The following is a 16,753-nucleotide window of genomic DNA, read 5'->3' on the forward strand; positions in this document are numbered from 1 at the left end:
AGACCGGACCTGATCATCAACACGTGTCAGACTCGGGGCCGTGAGCCCCACCGTTGAGGGGGTCGACCCATGGGGCGCGGCCGGGCCAAGGCCAAGCAGACAAAGGTCGCCCGCGAGCTGAAGTACAACAGCGGCGGGTTCGACGCTAACCGTCTGTCTCACGAGCTGGGTGTATCTCCGTCCACCGCGATCGAGCCGGAGCCGATCGAGGACGACGACGAGGACGACCCCTACGCGGCGTACGCGGACAGGTACAACAACGACGACGATGACGACGAGGACACCCCTCCGGCTCGTCGCCGCGCATAACGTTCTTCGACCGGACCGGTCCGGGCGCTCCCTGTGGGCGCCGGGCCGGTTTTCGGCGTACCTGTTCACGGTGCGCGAGAGCCGGTGACCGTATGAGAAAGGCCCCGCCGTGGCGGGGCCCTTCAGCGTGCCCGGATCAGAACGCCTCGTAGGCGTTGTACAGCGCCGCGCCGCCGTCGTGCTCCGCGTCGCGCTCGACCACGTCGCCGAGCAGCCACGCCTCGACGCCGCGGTCCTCCAGCACCGACAGCACCACGTCGACCGACTCCGGCGGGACGACGGCGACCATGCCGACGCCCATGTTGAGGGTCTTCTCGATCTCCAGGGTCTGCATCGCGCCGACCTTGGCGACGGTCTGGAACACCGGCAGCGGGGTCCAGGTGCCGCGGTCCAGGCGGGCGTGCAGGTGGTCCGGAATGACCCGGGCCAGGTTGGCGGCCAGGCCGCCGCCGGTGACGTGCGAGAAGGCGTGGATCTCGGTGGCGCGGGTGAGCGCCAGGCAGTCCAGGGTGTAGATCCGGGTCGGCTCCAGCAGCTCCTCGCCGAGGGTGCGGCCGAACTCCTCGACCTGGCGGTCGAGCTTCCAGCCGGCCTGGTTCAGCAGCACGTGCCGGACCAGCGAGTATCCGTTGGAGTGCAGGCCGGAGGCGGCCATCGCGATGACCACGTCGCCGGCCCGGACCCGGTCCGCGCCGAGCAGCGCGTCGGCCTCGACCACGCCGGTGCCGGCGCCCGCGACGTCGTACTCGTCGGGGCCGAGCAGGCCCGGGTGCTCGGCGGTCTCGCCGCCGATCAGCGAGCAGCCGGCCAGCGTGCAGCCCTCGGCGATGCCCTTGACGATGGCGGCGACCCGCTCCGGGACGACCTTGCCGACGCAGATGTAGTCGGTCATGAACAGCGGCTCGGCGCCGCACACGACCAGGTCGTCGACGACCATGCCGACCAGGTCGTGGCCGATGGTGTCGTGCTTGTCCATGGCCTGGGCGATGGCCACCTTGGTGCCCACGCCGTCGGTGGCGGAGGCCAGCAGCGGACGCTCGTAGCGCTTGAAGGCGGAGGCGTCGAACAGTCCGGCGAAGCCGCCCAGGCCGCCCAGTACCTCGGGACGGTTGGTCTTCTTCACCCACTGCTTCATCAGCTCGACGGCACGGTCGCCGGCCTCGATGTCGACACCCGCGGCGGCGTAGGTCGCCCCGGTCTCGTTGCTGGTCACCTGGTGTGGCCCTTTCGAAGTGGTGGTGCTGCCTCCCCCGGCCGGGGCCGGGACGGGGTGCCCCCGGCCCGGGCCGGGGGCGGTGCGCCTGGTTACGGGCGTCGCAGCGCGTCCGCCGCGCCGGCGCCACCCAGCAGCGACTGCACGCCGTCGAGGTCGCTGGTCTGCTTGCCGCCGCGGGCCGGCTGCTGCTGCTTGGTCTGGCCGCCGGCGCTCGCCGCACCGGCAATTTCAGCCTCCAGCAGCAGCTTGCCGAGCAGCGCCGGGTCCGGCAGCTCCATCGGGTACTCGCCGTCGAAGCAGGCCCGGCAGAGCTTGTCCTTGGGCTGCTTGGTGGCCTCGATCATCCCGTCGATGGAGATGTAGGCCAGCGAGTCGGCGCCCAGCGAGCGGCCGATCTCCTCGACCGACAGGCCGTTGGCGATCAGCTCGGCGCGGGTGGCGAAGTCGATGCCGAAGAAGCACGGCCACTTCACCGGCGGCGAGGAGATCCGGATGTGGACCTCGGCCGCCCCGGCCTCGCGGAGCATCCGCACCAGGGCGCGCTGGGTGTTGCCGCGGACGATCGAGTCGTCCACGACCACCAGGCGCTTACCCCGGATGACTTCCTTGAGCGGGTTGAGCTTCAACCGGATGCCCAGCTGGCGGATGGTCTGGTTGGGCTGGATGAAGGTACGGCCGACGTAGGCGTTCTTCACCAGGCCGGAGCCGAACGGGATGCCGCTGGCCTCGGCGTAGCCGATCGCGGCGGGCGTGCCGGACTCGGGAGTCGCTATCACCAGGTCGGCGTCGGCCGGGGCCTCGGCGGCCAGCTTGCGGCCCATCTCCACCCGGGAGAGGTGCACGTTGCGGCCGGCGATGGTGGTGTCCGGGCGGGCCAGGTACACGTACTCGAAGACGCAGCCCTTGGGCTTGGCCTCGGCGAAGCGCGAGGTGCGCATGCCGTTCTCGTCGATGGCGATCAGCTCGCCGGGCTCCACCTCGCGGATGAAGCTGGCGCCGACGATGTCGAGGGCGGAGGTCTCGGAGGCGACCACCCAGCCGCGCTCGATCCGGCCCAGCACCAGCGGGCGGATGCCCTGCGGGTCACGGGCGGCGTAGAGCGTGTGCTCGTCCATGAAGACCAGCGAGAAGGCGCCCTTGACGCCCGGCAGCACCTTCTGTGCCGCCTCCTCGATGGTCAGGTCGGGGTGGCCGGCCAGCAGGGCGGTCAGCAGGTCGGTGTCGTTGGTCGCGGCGGTCCGCCCGGAGCGGGAGACGTGCTCCTCGCCGGGCAGCTCGGCGACCTTCGCCGCGAGTTCGGCGGTGTTGACCAGGTTTCCGTTGTGGCCGAGGGCCAGCGAACCGTTGGCGGTCGCCCGGAAGGTCGGCTGGGCGTTCTCCCAGACCGAGGACCCGGTGGTCGAGTAGCGGGCATGTCCGACGGCGATATGCCCGTGCAGCGACCCCAGGGAGGTCTCGTCGAAGACCTGGGAGACAAGTCCCATGTCCTTGAAGACGAGAATCTGGGAGCCGTTGCTCACTGCGATGCCCGCGGATTCCTGTCCGCGGTGCTGCAGGGCATAGAGGCCGAAGTACGTGAGCTTTGCGACCTCCTCGCCGGGAGCCCAGACACCGAAGACGCCACAAGCGTCCTGGGGGCCTTTCTCACCGGGAAGAAGATCGTGGTTGAGTCGTCCGTCACCACGTGGCACGTCTCCGAGTCTAGGGCAGACGGGGGGAAAGCCCTGATGGCAGCCTCGCGGTACGCGCGTAGACCTCGCCCCTTACCAGCTTTCGGCCCGGACGGTGGCCGGCTTCACGCCCTTGTCATCAAGCCTTCGCACGGCGGGCGGGCGGTCTCGGCGGCCATTGTTGTGAGCCTGCTCACCCGGCGGGCAGCAGCAGCCGCCAGGAGTCCGAGCGGACCGTCCAGGTGCGGTGGCGGACCGGGCCGACCGGGCAGCCGTCGGCCTCGTAGCCGAAGCCGCGCCCGGCCACGGTGAGCCGGCCGACCCGGTGGCGCTGCGGGCTGCCGTCCAGGTCGAGGGTGAGCTCCATGGCGTCGTCCACCATGGCGACCCGCAGCTGGCGCACCCGCTGGTGGACGTCGGCCAGCAGGCGGCCGTCGGCCTCGATCCGCAACTCCTCGGATCCGGAGGGGCTCGCCTGCTCGGCCGCAGCAAGTTTCGCCCATAGCGAACGCCAGCCACCCGTTCGGCCCTGCCTCGGGCCGGTGAAACGGACCTCGGACAGCACCACTCCGCCGCCGTCGTCGAGCAGCAGCCCGAGTCGCCGGGCGCTGCCCGCCAGCACCGTCCGCGCGGCGGCGACCGGCTCGGCCGGCACCCCCAGCAGGCGGGCCGTCGCGGTGGCCACCGGACCCCCGACCGGCACCAGCCCGACCGGGTCGGCGTCCAGCTCCCGCTGCCGGTGCAGCGCCTGCAACACCCGCTGCAGCGCCTGGTCCGAGCCGATCACCACGGCGCGCCTGCGGCCCCGGTGCGCCAGCACCCGGTCCAGCTCGGACGGGCTCTCCGGCAGGGTGACCTTCACATCGGCCCCGCCGCACAGCACATCCTTGGCGATCCGCACCGATTCGCCGTCCGCCTGCCGGGCCGACGGGTCCAGCACCACCAGGAGCGGCCCGGCCCCCTCGGCGTCCGGGGGGCGGGATACGGGCGTGGACAGCGACGACACGACCGGTCCTTCCTCAGGTAATCTCTCGGTGCAAGAGCCCCTTGCGCCATTGCGCCAGGGGCTTCGTCCATCTCGGGGCAGACTGCGGTCTTCGCAGGATGCCCCAACCGGAAGGGGTGTACGCCTGTGCCGGCACTCGTGCTCGTTGGTGCCCAGTGGGGAGACGAGGGCAAGGGAAAGGCCACCGACCTGCTCGGCGGCTCCGTCGACTACGTCGTCCGCTACCAGGGCGGCAACAACGCCGGTCACACGGTGGTCATCGGCGACCAGAAGTACGCCCTCCACCTGCTGCCTTCCGGCATCCTCAGCCCGAACGTGGTGCCGGTGATCGGCAACGGCGTGGTCATCGACCCGGGCGTGCTGCTCTCCGAGCTGCAGGGTCTGAACGACCGCGGCATCGACACCTCCAAGCTGCTGATCTCGGGCAACGCCCACCTGATCACCCCGTACCACCGGACGCTGGACAAGGTCACCGAGCGCTTCCTCGGCAAGCGCCGGATCGGCACCACCGGCCGCGGCATCGGCCCGTCCTACGCCGACAAGATCAACCGCGTGGGCATCCGGGTCCAGGACCTGTTCGACGAGTCGATCCTGCGCCAGAAGATCGAAGCGGCACTGCACGACAAGAACCAGCTGCTGGTCAAGCTCTACAACCGCCGCGCGATCCCGGCCGACCTGGTGCTGGAGGAGTACCTGGGCTACGCCGACAAGATCAAGCCGTTCCTGGCGGACACCACGCTCGTCCTGGACGAGGCGCTGAAGGCGAACAAGGTCGTGCTGCTGGAGGGCGGCCAGGGCACCCTGCTCGACGTCGACCACGGCACGTACCCGTTCGTCACCTCGTCGAACCCGACCTCGGGCGGCGCCTGCACCGGCTCCGGCATCGGTCCCACCAAGATCGACCGGGTGATCGGCATCCTGAAGGCCTACACCACCCGCGTCGGCTCGGGCCCGTTCCCGACCGAGCTGCTGGACGCGGACGGCGAGGCGCTGCGGCGGATCGGCGGCGAGCGCGGTGTGACCACCGGCCGCGACCGGCGCTGCGGCTGGTTCGACGCGGTGATCGCCCGCTACGCGACCCGGGTCAACGGCCTGACCGACTTCTTCCTGACCAAGCTGGACGTGCTGACCGGCTGGGAGCAGATCCCGGTCTGCGTGGCGTACGAGATCGACGGGCAGCGGGTCGAGGAACTCCCGTACAACCAGTCGGACTTCCACCACGCCAAGCCGATCTACGAGAACCTGCCCGGCTGGAGCGAGGACATCTCGAAGGCGAAGACCTTCTCCGACCTGCCGAAGAACGCGCAGGCGTACGTGAAGGCGCTGGAGGAGATGTCGGGCGCGCCGATCTCGGCGATCGGTGTCGGCCCCGGCCGGACCGAGACCATCCAGATCAACTCCTTCCTGTAGGACGGGTTCGAGAGGCCCGGCACCCCTGTCGCGGGGGTGCTGGGCCTTTCGCATGGGCATTCGCGTTTGCACTAGTGCAGAGATTGCTTGCGCCTAGTGCAAAAACGCCTCTACGGTGGGCGCATGACCGCGAAGCTGCCCGCACCCGTCGTCCTGACCGGCCGCCACATCCGGCTGGAACCGCTGACCCGCGCCCACGTGCCCGACCTGTTCGCCGCCGGCGGCGGGGACGAGGAGGTGTGGCGCTGGGTGCCGACACCGCTGCCGCGCACGCTGGAGGAGATGGCCCGGGTGATCGACACCCGGCTGGCCGACGTGCACTGCGAGCCGTACGCGGTCATCTCGCTCACCGACGGGCGGGCGATCGGGGTGAGCTGCTACTACGACGCGAGCGCGGCCGAGGAGCAGGTGGAGATCGGCGGCACCTGGTACGCGCGCTCCGCGTGGCGGACGGCCGTGAACACCGAGGCGAAGCTGCTGCTGCTCACGCACGCCTTCGAGGACCTCGGCATGGGCCGGGTCAGCTGGCGCACCGACATCCGCAACGAGCGCTCGCAGAACGCGATCAAGCGGCTCGGCGCCTCCTACGAGGGCACGTTCCGGCGCAACAAGCAGCGTACGGACGGCAGTTGGCGGGACACCGTGTACTTCTCGATGCTGGCCGACGAGTGGCCGGCGGCGAAGGCGCGGCTGACCGAGCGGCTGGCCGCCGGGTGACGGCGCCTCAGTAGATGGCGGCGGAGACGATCGCGGCGACGGCCAGGTTGGTGGCGGCGGTCACCCACACCGCCGGGTGCGGCTCCTCGTCGACCAGCAGCTCGCCCAGCCTGCCGGGGGTGACCAGGTCGAGCACCCAGAACGAGACCGCCATCAGCAGCAGACCGAACAGGCCGAACACGGCGGCGGCGGCCAGGCCCTTGCCGAACTCCTGGTAGGTGGAGATCACGGCGGTGAAGACGATCGCGCCGACCGACAGCAGCGCGGAGCTGAGCACCACGGCGGCGTTGCGGTTGCGCTCGATCCAGATCTGCCGGCGCAGCTCACCGGGCGTCAGCAGGTCGACCAGGACGACGCCGAGCAGCAGCAGGACCAGGCCGACGCCGCCGTACGCAGCCGCGTAACCCAGCTGATGAAGGATGTCGCTCATCCGGTCCCGCCCCCCTGTCCGCCTGCCGGCCCCGCGCCGAGAACCGGCACAACATAGCGCACGGGGCCGGCGCGGCGTGGCTCAGTCGTTGTGCTCGACCAGGCGGTCCAGGCAGACCGCGACGGCGATCATCAACGGGATGTCGGCGCCGTCCTCGACCTCCACGCCGTACGCGTCACGGATGCTGAACCACTTGCGGGAGACCTCGCCGATCCGGTGCCCGTCGTTCTTGACGGTGTACTCCTTGTCGATCAGGTCGCCGTGGATCTCCCACTCGCCGCCGTTCTCCAGCTCCACGTGGTACTTGTCGTGGAACGGCGTGAACAGCTTCTTGCGGACGGTGGCGACCACATCCCCGTCGGCGTTCTCGATCTTCATCGCGTCGCGGACGGTCAGCACCTTCTCCCGGACGGTGGCAAGCGTGTTGCCGGCGGTGTCCTGCAGCTCGAAGGTCTCGCGGACGCGCAGCACCTTGCCGTCCACCAGGAAGCACTTCTCGCTGTGCTCGTCCTCGACCCAGTAGTCGTCGCCGACCGCGAACAGGCGCTCCTTGACCACGAACTTCCGACCCATGACCCGACTCCCTCGTCTGCTTGCCGGCCCGCCGTCGGGCGGCCCTCGACATGCTGCCAGCCCGGGCTACGTGAGACCCCACAACAGGCGGTAGTACGCGAGGCGTTCTTCGTCGGGTTCGACCCCGTACGCCTCCAGCAGGGGACGCTCCCAGCCCGGGCCGTAGTTCCAGACCGTGCTCCAGCTCGCCACCGCGAGGTCGGCCCAGCGGTCGGCCACCCCGAGGGAGCCCAGGTCGACGTGGCCGGTGGGGCGGCCGTCCTCGCCGACCAGGGTGTTGGGGGCGCACGCGTCGCCGTGGCAGACCACCAGGGCGTCCACCGGCGGCGGGTCGGCGAGGATCGCCAACGCCCGCTCCAGGGTGCCGTGGTGGCGCAGGTCCGGGTGCCAGTCGGCCGGGTCGCGGCGCAGCGCGACGGCGCGGTCGATCCGGTCGCGGACGGACCACTGGTAGGGGCAGCCGGCCACCGGCAGCGCCTCGTGGAAGGCGCGCAGGCCCTCGCCGATTGCGCGGACGGCGATCGCCGGCTGCTTGCGCAGTTCCGGGTCCACGGCGGAGCGGCCGGGCAGGCCGGCCGTCAGCAGCCAGCGCCCGGTGTCGTCGCCGCCGACCTCCAGCACCTCGGGGACGGTGGTGAACGCGCCTGCCCAGCGCAGCCGTTCGGCCTCCGCGTCGAGATCGGCGCCGCTGCCGGCCGGCGCCCACTTCGCGAACCGCCGCCCCGGGCCGTCGCCCAGCCGGAACGTCAGCCCGCCGAGCTCGTTGCGCCACACCGCCACCGGCGCGGCGCCGCCGGCCAGTTCGGCGATCGCGGGCGGGACGGGAACGTCTTCCTCGGGTGCACAGGCGCTCATCCGGCCAGTGTCGCGCATGGGTCGACCGATGGTCCCCCGGTTTTCCCGCACCCGATCAAGGACGCGGACACGCAACGATCCACCGCTCCCCCTCCCCGTGCCGGGCCCGGGGCGCTAGCTTCTGCTCGCATGGAAATCGGCGAACTGATCGCGAGCGGCCGCACCGCGGACGTCTGGGCACTCAACGACGGGCGGGTCCTGCGCCGCTACCGGGACGGGCTGACTGCCGACGGCGAGGCCGAGATGATGGCGCACCTGGCCGAACACGGCTACCCCGTGCCCGCGGTGTGGCCCGCCGACCGGCCCGAGGACCTGATCATGGAACGCCTCGGCGGCCCCACCATGCTGGAGTCGCTCCTCGCCGGGACGATCAGCCCGGGCGCCGCCGGGGAACTGCTCGCCGGACTGCTGCGCCGGCTGCACCAGATCCCGCCGCGCGCCGCCGCCCGGCCCGGCGACCGGATGCTCCACCTCGACCTGCACCCCGACAACGTGCTGCTCACCGCGCACGGCCCGGTGGTCATCGACTGGTCCACCGCCGCCGAGGGCGAACCCGGCCTGGACGACGCGATGAGCGCCGTCATCCTCGCCCAGGCCCTGCACGACCGGCCCGACACGGCCCGCACCATCCTGGTCCCGCTGCTGCGCGGCCTCCCCCCGATCGCCGACCGCCACCTCGCCGAGGCCCGCGCCCGCCGCGCCGCCAACCCGACCCTGAGCGCCGCGGAGATCGCCGTCCTCGACTCCGCCCTCGCCCTCATCTCTTCTTGCGCCAAGGGGAGTTGAGCACTTCACCGAACGCCTTACGGGCCGTTCGGGATACGCCGTCCTGGGGAGCGGCGGCAAGCTCATGCCGGGGGAGAACATGGGGGCCTACAACTCGGTGCCGGAGATGCAGGCCGACGGCAACTTCGCGATCTGCACCCGCGACGGCACCGCCCTGTGGGCCACCGGCACCCGGGGCCTGACCCGCCCCGCCCCCCGAACACCCCCGCTACCTAAGGAACTTGAGGGTGTATAAGTGGTGGGCCCACGAACTGTGGGCCCACCACAGAGGGGGCTTCACCACATGCGGAAGAGTGTGTTCAGACGTGTCACTGCGGCGCTGCTCGGCGCCGCCGCCATCGCCCTGATGGCACCCGCCACCAGCGCCTCCGCCGACCAGGGGACGCCCGTCTACCTGGACAGCGGCGCCAAGTTGATGCCGGGGCAGAGCCTCAAGCACGGCAACTCCGAGCTGGTGATGCAGGGCGACGGCAACCTGGTGCTCTACCTGAACGCCGCCAACGGCGCCCACGGCCCGATGCTGTGGAACAGCCACACCTGGGGCAACTGGAACGCCTACGCCTACATGCAGCCGGACGGCAACCTGGTCGTCTACAAGCAGGGCAGCACCACCGACGCCCTGTGGAGCACCGGGACGTGGGGCAACTGGGGCGTGAAGCTGTCGCTGTGGAACGGCTACCTGAGGATCTGGCCGGCCAACGCCCAGGTGCTCTGGGATGCCGGCGCCTCGCGCGTCCATGCGTGTTGCGGCGTCGGAGGTGACCACCCGGAGGCCTACCTCGCCGCGAGTCAGGGCATCGGGCCCGGAGGGTGGCTGGAGTCGAACTCGGTCTGGCTGGTCAACCAGCCGGACGGCAACCTCGCGCTCTACCGCAAGCGCGACGGCGCCACGCTCTGGTCCACCGGCACCTGGAACCGTCCGGGCTCGACCGCGTTCCTCTGGGGCTCGCAGTACTACGGAGCCCTGGAGATGTTCGACCACGGCACGGTGGTGTGGTCCACCCCGGTCAAGGGCCAGGACGGCGACTACATCCACGTGCAGGACGACGGCAACTTCGTGATCTACAACAGCGGCAACCAGGCCAAGTGGAGCACCGGCACCTGGGGCAACTGGTAACCCACGAACCGGGTGACGGCCCTTCGGGGCCGTCCCGGTCACGACGCACCACCGATGGGCCGGCACACCGTGGGCCCACGCACCCAGAAGGGACTTCCCGCATGCGGAAGAACGCTTTCCGACGTGCCACCGCGGCCCTGCTCGGCGCCGCCGCCATCGCCCTGACGGCGCCCGCCACCACCGCCTCGGCCTACCCCTACCCGACAGTCGTCCGACTCAACAGCGGCGAAACCCTCATGGCGGGGCAGACCTTGCGGGACGGCAGCTCCGTCCTGGTGATGCAGGGCGACGGCAACCTGGTGCTCTACCTGGAGGGACCCAACGGCACCCGCCTGACGGCGCTGTGGAGCACCGGGACCTACGGCAACCCGGGCGCGTACGCGTTCATGCAGCCCGACGGCAACCTGGTCGTCTACAAGCAGGGCAGCACCGCCGATGCCAACGCCCTGTGGAGCACCCGCAGTTGGAACAACCCGGGTGCGGTCCTGAGCATGAGCGGGGGCTTCATGACGGTGTGGTCGCCGAAGAACGGCAGTCGGCAGTGGGAGAGCCGCACCGGACTCGCCCCCGCCTACGGCTTCGACAACCCCCACCCGGAGTCCTGCCTCACCAGCGGGAAGAACATCGAACCCGGTCAGTGGATCGAGTCGAACTCGGTCTGGCTGGTCGACCAACCCGACGGCAACCTGGTCCTCTACCGCAAGCGGGACGGCGCCGCGCTCTGGTCCACCGGAACGTGGAACCATCCGCGCGCGTCACTGACTCTCATCAACTCCCCTTCGTTCCCTGCCCTGTGGCTGCTGCAGGAGAACACCGAATGGAGCTGGGTCACCCCGGTCAACGGCCGGTCCGGCATCTACGCGGTCGTGCAGGACGACGGCAACTTCGTGATCTACACCAGTGACAAGCAGGCCCTGTGGAGCACCGGCACCTGGGGCAACAACTGACCCTCGCGCCACGGCCGTCAGGCTCGCGGTGTACAAGTAGTGGGCCCACAGACCGTGGGCCCACGAAAGAGGGGGACTCCGTCCTATGCGGAAGAACGTTTTCAGACGTGCCACCGCGGCCCTGATCGGCGCCGCCGCCATCGCCCTGATGGCACCCGCCACCGGCGCCTCGGCGGCGACCGACGTCGCCGACCTGCGCAGCGGCGACAAGCTGATGTCGGGTCAGAGCATGAAGAGCGGCGACTCGGTCCTGGTCATGCAGGCCGACGGCAACCTGGTGCTCTACGTGGAGAGCTCCACCGGTGTCCGGATCTCCACGGCGCTGTGGTCCACCGGCACCTACGGCAACCCGGGCGCGTACGCGTTCATGCAGCCGGACGGCAACCTGGTCGTCTACAAGCAGGGCAGCACCGCCGATGCCGACGCCCTGTGGAGCAGCAAGACCTGGGGTACCCCGGGCGGGCACCTCACGCTCAACTGGGGCGGCATGACGATCTGGCCGGCCCGCGGCGGCAACGCCGCCTGGGAGAGCCGCACCGGCGTCGCCCGCGCCGTCGACTTCGGGGGCGACCGCCCGGAGTCCTTCCTCACCAGTGCCCGGAACATCGAATCCGGCCAGTGGATCCAGTCGAACTCGGTCTGGCTGATCGACCAGCCCGACGGCAACCTGGTCCTCTACCGCAAGCGGGACGGCGCCGCGCTCTGGTCCAGCGCCACGTGGAACCGCGGGCCCTCGACGCTGGCCCTCGGCAACTCGCAGAGCGCCCCCGCACTGGTGCTGAAGAACAGCGGCGGCACGACCACCTGGTCCACTCCGGCCACCGGCCGGTCCGACCTCTACGGGACCGTCCAGGACGACGGCAACTTCGTGCTCTACAGCAACGGCTCGGCCGTGTGGTCCACCGGCACCTGGGGCAACGGCTGACCCTCCCCTCCCTCGGGGTGACCGGCCCGGGGTGTGTATAAGTTGTGGGCCCACGCTTCGTGGGCCCACGACGGAGGGGGACCCCACCCACATGCGGAAGAACATTCTCAGACGCGCCACCGCCGCGCTGCTCGGCGCCGCTGCCATCGCCCTGATGGCACCCGCCACCAGCGCCTCGGCGGAGGACAGCGTCGCCACGCTGTCGAGCGGCGCCAAGTTGATGCCGGGCCAGACCATGAGGAGCGGCGACTCCCTCCTGGTGATGCAGGGCGACGGCAACCTGGTGCTCTACTTGCAGAGCCCCACCAGCGGTGCCCGCGGCCCGGCGCTGTGGAGCAGCGGCACCTGGGGCAACTGGAACGCCTACGCGTTCATGCAGCCCGACGGCAACCTGGTCGTCTACCGCCAGGGCAGCACCGCCCCGTCCGACGCCGTGTGGAGCACCGGGACCGCGGGCTCCTGGGGCGCGAGCTTCTCGCTGTACCGGGGCCAGATGACGCTGTGGCCGACGATGGCCGGCGGCAAGGGCTGGGAGAGCCGCACCGGACTCGCCCCCGCCATCGGCTTCGGCGGCGCCTACCCCGAGGCCTTCATCACCAGCAGCCGGAACATCGAATCCGGCCAGTGGATCCAGTCCAAGTCGGTCTGGCTGGTCAACCAGCCGGACGGCAACCTGGTCCTCTACCGCAAGCGGGACGGCGCCGCCCTCTGGTCCAGCGGCACCTGGAACCACCCGCACGGGCAGCTGGTTCTCTGGAACTCGCAGTGGTACCCCCTGCTGAGCCTGCAGGACCGCGACAACGGCCAGCGGATCTGGTCCTCGCCGGGCAAGGGCCAGGACGGCACCTACGGAATCGTCCAGGACGACGGCAACTTCGTGATCTACGGCAGCAGCGGTGCCGCCCTGTGGAGCACCGGCACCTGGGGCAACTGGTAATCCGTCAGCCCCCTCCACCGGGCAGTCGTTCGATCCGTGTACAAGTGGTGTGCCCACAGACCGTGAGCACACCACAGAGGGGAATGCCGCCCCATGCGGAAGAACATTTTCAGACGTGCCCGCGCAGCCCTGCTCGGCGCCGCCGCCATCGCCCTGATGGCACCCGCCACCACCGCCTCGGCCGCCGACGTGCCGGAAGCCACGCTGGCGGCCGGCGACAAGCTGATGCCCGGTCAGAGCCTGAAGGCCGGCGAGGCCGCCTTGGTGATGCAGGCCGACGGCAACCTGGTCCTGCGTCTTGAGGGCCCCACCGGCGCCCGCGGACCCGAGCTGTGGGCCACCGGCACCTGGGGCAACCCGGGCGCCTACGCGTTCATGCAGCCGGACGGCAACCTGGTCGTCTACCGCCAGGGCAGCACCAGCCAGTCCGACGCCCTGTGGTCCACCGGCACCTGGGGCGACCCGGGCGCGCGCCTGATGCTCGGCCTGGGCTCGCTGACCGTCGGGGGGCAGAGCAAGCACTGGGCGAGCGGGACCGGGCTCTACCGCGCCACCTGCGCCGGCGGCACCACCCCGGGGTCCTGCATCGCCCCGAACAACCCCGGCATGAACCCCGGCCACTGGATCCAGTCGAAGTCGGTCTGGCTGGTCAACCAGCAGGACGGCAACCTGGTCCTCTACCGCAAGCGGGACGGCGCAGCCCTCTGGTCCAGCGGGACGTGGAACCGTCCGGGTGCGGTCCTGTTCGTCCAGGACTCGACGACGTTCACCGGTGTCCTCCACCTCTCCAACCCCTACACCGGCAAGATCACCTGGTCCACCCCGGCCACCGGCAGGCCCGGCGCCTACGCGGTCGTGCAGGACGACGGCAACTTCGTGGCCTACAGCAACGGCACCGCCCTGTGGAGCACCGGCACCTGGGGCAACTGGTAACCCCCCGCCGCCCCGCCAACCAGCGGGGCGGCCTGCCATCGCCCACCCGGAACCGGCGCGTCGCCGGCTACGGGCGCGCCACCTTGATGCGCAGGCGCCCCGAGGCCTCGACGAGCTGCCCGATGTCTCCCGGGTCGTCGGTGAGAATCGGCGCGTCGAGATGCTCGACGGCGGCCAGCACCACGCTCGCATCGACGACGTCCCGGCTGCCCGCCCGGCGGCAGAGCTCGGCTGCCGCCTTCGCCCGTTCCTCCGTCAACGCCAGCACCTCACAGCCTCGCAGCACCCGGTGCAGAACCGCCGAGGACGGCCGCACGTTCCACACCTGCGCCAGCACCCCGGCCGGCACCAGCGGCCGCACCAGCGCGGCGAGAAACGCCTCGTGCTGGGCCACGAAAGCCCGGTCGTTCCTCCCCGCCGCGATCAACGCCCCGGTGTCGTAGACAACAGCGTTCACGCACTCTGCCGCTCCGCCCCCGCGCTCCAGCCCATGATCTCGCCGACCCGCTCCGAAGCGGCCCGGCGCTCCTCGGCCGTGAAGTCCCCGTACTCGTGCTGGTACTCGGCCATGGCGGCCAGGCCGTCGAGTCGACGCTCCTCGCTGGCGAAGTAGTCCACCAGGGCTTGCGAAACCACCGTGGAGATCTGCTCCTGACGCTGCGCGGCAACAGCGCGGAGCTGCGCACCGAGCTCCGCTTCGAGACTGATGCTCAGCTTGGCCTTCTCGCTCATATTCCGACCGTAATACGGCCCCGCCCCGCCGGTCCGCCGGATTCACCCGGAATGCCGATCCCCGATCGTGGGGTTGGATGTGGCCATGGCTTCTCGTGCACGTGTCCGCGCCCCCGAGCTGGTCGGCGCCGGCGGATGGCTCAACACAGGTGGCAAGGATCTGTCGCTGGCGGACTTCCGCGGCAAGATCGTGATCGCGGACTTCTGGATGTCCTGAACCATTGAAGGCACTCCAGGGGAGAATGATCCCGTGCACCACCACACGATCTGTGACCTGTACCTTCGCCTCTCGCTAGACCGAGACGGCAAGACCGCCATCGACCGCCAAGAGGCCGACTGCCGCGCTTGGGCCGAGCGCAACGGGCTGACTGTCCGCAAGGTCCACATCGACCGAGGGCGCAGCGGGTACAAGGAAGTGAGCCGCAAGGGCTTCGATGCCGCGCTCACCGCTGTCACATCCGGCGTCGTCGGCGTCCTGCTCGTCTGGAAGCTGGATCGCCTTTCGCGCAAGGGAATTGGCGAAGTCGGCTCCGCGCTGGACGCCATCGGGCGCGTGGGCGGCCGTCTTGTCTCGGTGATGGACGGTCTTGACACGGCCAACGACAGCGCCCGAGTCACGATTGCCCTTCTCGCTGAACTTGCACGCTCGGAATCACGCAACATCGGCACCCGCGTGAGCAGCGCAAAGCGGTACCTCCGCCAGAAGGGCCAGTGGATCGGTGGGCAGCCACCGTACGGACTGGCTGTGGACCCGGAGAGCAAGAAGCTGGTGCACGACGAGGAGACCGCCGTATACGCCCGACTGATCGCGGACGAGGCGCTGAGCGGCAAGGCACTGGTGCACATCGCCCGCTTCCTGAACGAGCACGAGATCGAGTCCCCGCGCGGCGGCAAGTGGAGTTCTTCCAGCGTCATGCAATTGCTCCGCGCCCCGGCCTTCGCCGGCCTCATGCCTCAGACGGAGTACACGGAGGCAGCGGACGGAACGCGCAAGTACGGCAGCCGAGTTGTGCCGTACCGCGACCCCGAGACGCTGGACACGGTGAGCATCGGCGAGGGCATCATCACTCCCGGCGAGCGCGAGCTGATCATCCGGCAACTGGAGTCCCGCACGTTCCCGCATGCGGGCAAGCGTCACGGCCACAAGCAGGGCACAGCCCTTCTCACCGGTCTTGCCCGCTGCGCTCTCTGCGAGTCACCGATGAGCCAGTCTGGAACTTCCTACGTCTGCGCGAACAAGCGTATGGGGCGCGGGTGTTCGGGTGTCACAGCGCGAGTGGAGAGCCTTAACACGCATGTGACCGATGCGTTCCTGAGCCGCCTCCCAGCACTCGAACCAGGGGACCCGCTGCTGTTCGCCATCGCGGACCGGTGGGTTCAGCGAAAGGACCCGGAGGTGTTCGCCAAGCGGGATGCCATAGAGGCGGAAATCAGCGAGGAGAGTGCGCGCCTGGCGGACCTGGAAGATGCTCGCTACGTTCGCGGCGAATTCTCTGGGGCCGACGCGATCGAGCGGTACAACCGGCTGGCTGGGCGCCTGCGCACCCGAATCGACGGCCTACGCGCCAACCTGGCAGCCATGCCGACCCCCGCCGTCGATATCTCTCCATTGCTGGACGCTGAGATCCTTCGGGCAGCGTGGGAGGGAGACAACGTGACAGGGCAGCGCGACCGGCTCAGGCTGGCCATAGACCGTGTGATCGTCAGCCGGGGCGAGCGAGGCAAGCGCTTCGCTGGCAACGAGCGGTGCGTCATCGAATGGGCCGACCATGATGTGTGAGAACCCGTAGCTGGCCCACAACGACACCTAGAGCCCCGGCCGAGGCACGTTTGCCCGCCGGGGCTCTGTCGGGCCTGTAGGCACACGGGCATTCACCGGCGTTCCGGTCGGCGTTGGACCCAGGGTGACGAGGTGACGGTTCCGGTGCTTGTTCTGGTTCTCTCTGACATGTCTAGAGAGAACTGAAATCAGCCTCTCAACCGTCACTACGTCACCCGCGCCGGTCGAGGCGCCAGCACCCCGCCGTGGCGGCCAAGCACGGAGGGAAGGTCTGCTCTCCCTAACAAATGAGGGGACGAATCAGCGACGCCAGAGAAGTCCCTCCCCGTCCACTACAGGGTGAGAGAGGAATCGGTCCGTCCCTACCTGGGGCAGGACAAGGGACCGTCCCGCCGTGGAGACAGGGATGC

The 16,753-nt window shown here is 70.0% G+C and carries 19 protein-coding genes; 11 read left to right on the forward strand and 8 right to left on the reverse strand.

Features of this window, described 5'->3' with window-relative positions:
• Window positions 1-69: 69 nt before the first annotated feature.
• On the forward strand, window positions 70-309 hold the full coding sequence (locus tag ACFV18_RS06640; RefSeq protein WP_380479977.1) for a DUF3073 domain-containing protein: 240 nt from the start codon (window positions 70-72) through the stop codon (window positions 307-309).
• A 136-nt stretch (window positions 310-445) separates the two neighbouring features.
• Here ACFV18_RS06640 and purM read toward each other — a convergent pair whose 3' ends face one another.
• The 3 genes from purM to ACFV18_RS06655 all read right to left on the reverse strand — a co-directional run bounded on the left by purM (window position 446) and on the right by ACFV18_RS06655 (window position 4,201).
• Window positions 446-1,522: a phosphoribosylformylglycinamidine cyclo-ligase gene (purM, locus tag ACFV18_RS06645; protein ID WP_380479979.1), complete on the reverse strand. Its 1,077-nt coding sequence runs from the start codon at window positions 1,520-1,522 to the stop codon at window positions 446-448.
• Window positions 1,523-1,614: 92 nt separating this feature from the next.
• Entirely contained in the window at window positions 1,615-3,216 is a 1,602-nt protein-coding gene (purF, locus tag ACFV18_RS06650) for an amidophosphoribosyltransferase (RefSeq protein WP_380479981.1), read from the reverse strand.
• Window positions 3,217-3,388: 172 nt separating this feature from the next.
• Complete coding sequence (locus ACFV18_RS06655) at window positions 3,389-4,201, reverse strand: diacylglycerol kinase (protein ID WP_380479983.1); 813 nt, start codon at window positions 4,199-4,201, stop codon at window positions 3,389-3,391.
• Between the two features lie 126 nt (window positions 4,202-4,327).
• Here ACFV18_RS06655 and ACFV18_RS06660 point away from each other — a divergent pair, with 126 nt between their 5' ends.
• Window positions 4,328-5,611 (forward strand): adenylosuccinate synthase, encoded by a 1,284-nt coding sequence (locus ACFV18_RS06660; RefSeq protein WP_380479985.1) that lies wholly within the window; start codon window positions 4,328-4,330, stop codon window positions 5,609-5,611.
• 123 nt (window positions 5,612-5,734) lie between these two features.
• Complete coding sequence (locus tag ACFV18_RS06665) at window positions 5,735-6,328, forward strand: GNAT family N-acetyltransferase (RefSeq protein WP_380479987.1); 594 nt, start codon at window positions 5,735-5,737, stop codon at window positions 6,326-6,328.
• 7 nt (window positions 6,329-6,335) lie between these two features.
• Here the strand turns inward: ACFV18_RS06665 and ACFV18_RS06670 are convergent, their stop codons facing one another.
• The 3 genes from ACFV18_RS06670 to ACFV18_RS06680 form a co-directional block, all read right to left on the reverse strand.
• Entirely contained in the window at window positions 6,336-6,758 is a 423-nt protein-coding gene (locus ACFV18_RS06670) for a DUF350 domain-containing protein (RefSeq protein WP_380479989.1), read from the reverse strand.
• 81 nt (window positions 6,759-6,839) lie between these two features.
• Window positions 6,840-7,331 (reverse strand): LURP-one-related/scramblase family protein, encoded by a 492-nt coding sequence (locus ACFV18_RS06675; RefSeq protein ID WP_380479991.1) that lies wholly within the window; start codon window positions 7,329-7,331, stop codon window positions 6,840-6,842.
• Between the two features lie 66 nt (window positions 7,332-7,397).
• A complete protein-coding gene (locus ACFV18_RS06680) occupies window positions 7,398-8,186 on the reverse strand; it encodes an aminoglycoside 3'-phosphotransferase (protein ID WP_380479993.1) in 789 nt (262 codons plus the stop codon).
• Window positions 8,187-8,315: 129 nt separating this feature from the next.
• Between ACFV18_RS06680 and ACFV18_RS06685 the strand changes: the two genes are divergently transcribed.
• The 6 genes from ACFV18_RS06685 (at window position 8,316) to ACFV18_RS06710 (ending at window position 13,831) form a co-directional block, all read left to right on the forward strand.
• Window positions 8,316-8,972, forward strand: a complete 657-nt coding sequence (locus tag ACFV18_RS06685) for a phosphotransferase (RefSeq protein WP_380479995.1) — start codon at window positions 8,316-8,318, stop codon at window positions 8,970-8,972.
• A 283-nt stretch (window positions 8,973-9,255) separates the two neighbouring features.
• Complete coding sequence (locus ACFV18_RS06690) at window positions 9,256-10,089, forward strand: hypothetical protein (RefSeq protein WP_380479997.1); 834 nt, start codon at window positions 9,256-9,258, stop codon at window positions 10,087-10,089.
• Window positions 10,090-10,190: 101 nt separating this feature from the next.
• Complete coding sequence (locus ACFV18_RS06695; protein ID WP_380479999.1) at window positions 10,191-11,036, forward strand: hypothetical protein; 846 nt, start codon at window positions 10,191-10,193, stop codon at window positions 11,034-11,036.
• A gap of 85 nt (window positions 11,037-11,121) precedes the next feature.
• Window positions 11,122-11,961 (forward strand): hypothetical protein, encoded by an 840-nt coding sequence (locus ACFV18_RS06700; protein ID WP_380480001.1) that lies wholly within the window; start codon window positions 11,122-11,124, stop codon window positions 11,959-11,961.
• A gap of 91 nt (window positions 11,962-12,052) precedes the next feature.
• Complete coding sequence (locus tag ACFV18_RS06705) at window positions 12,053-12,898, forward strand: hypothetical protein (protein WP_380480003.1); 846 nt, start codon at window positions 12,053-12,055, stop codon at window positions 12,896-12,898.
• 93 nt (window positions 12,899-12,991) lie between these two features.
• Entirely contained in the window at window positions 12,992-13,831 is an 840-nt protein-coding gene (locus ACFV18_RS06710) for a hypothetical protein (RefSeq protein ID WP_380480005.1), read from the forward strand.
• 67 nt (window positions 13,832-13,898) lie between these two features.
• Here the strand turns inward: ACFV18_RS06710 and ACFV18_RS06715 are convergent, their stop codons facing one another.
• Together ACFV18_RS06715 and ACFV18_RS06720 are read right to left on the reverse strand one after the other, a co-directional pair.
• A complete protein-coding gene (locus ACFV18_RS06715) occupies window positions 13,899-14,288 on the reverse strand; it encodes a PIN domain-containing protein (RefSeq protein ID WP_380480007.1) in 390 nt (129 codons plus the stop codon).
• Window positions 14,285-14,563, reverse strand: coding sequence for a hypothetical protein (locus ACFV18_RS06720; RefSeq protein WP_380480009.1), 279 nt, complete (start codon window positions 14,561-14,563; stop codon window positions 14,285-14,287). Before ACFV18_RS06720 ends, ACFV18_RS06715 begins: the two co-directional genes overlap by 4 nt.
• 85 nt (window positions 14,564-14,648) lie before the next feature.
• On the opposite strand from ACFV18_RS06720, the gene ACFV18_RS06725 reads away from it, so the two are divergent.
• Together ACFV18_RS06725 and ACFV18_RS06730 are read left to right on the forward strand one after the other, a co-directional pair.
• Window positions 14,649-14,780: a hypothetical protein gene (locus ACFV18_RS06725; protein WP_268762418.1), complete on the forward strand. Its 132-nt coding sequence runs from the start codon at window positions 14,649-14,651 to the stop codon at window positions 14,778-14,780.
• A gap of 33 nt (window positions 14,781-14,813) precedes the next feature.
• Entirely contained in the window at window positions 14,814-16,343 is a 1,530-nt protein-coding gene (locus tag ACFV18_RS06730) for a recombinase family protein (protein ID WP_380480011.1), read from the forward strand.
• The last annotated feature ends 410 nt before the right edge of the window (window positions 16,344-16,753 follow it).

This window comes from Kitasatospora sp. NPDC059673, assembly GCF_042734215.1.
Taxonomy (GTDB): Bacteria; Actinomycetota; Actinomycetes; order Streptomycetales; family Streptomycetaceae; genus Kitasatospora.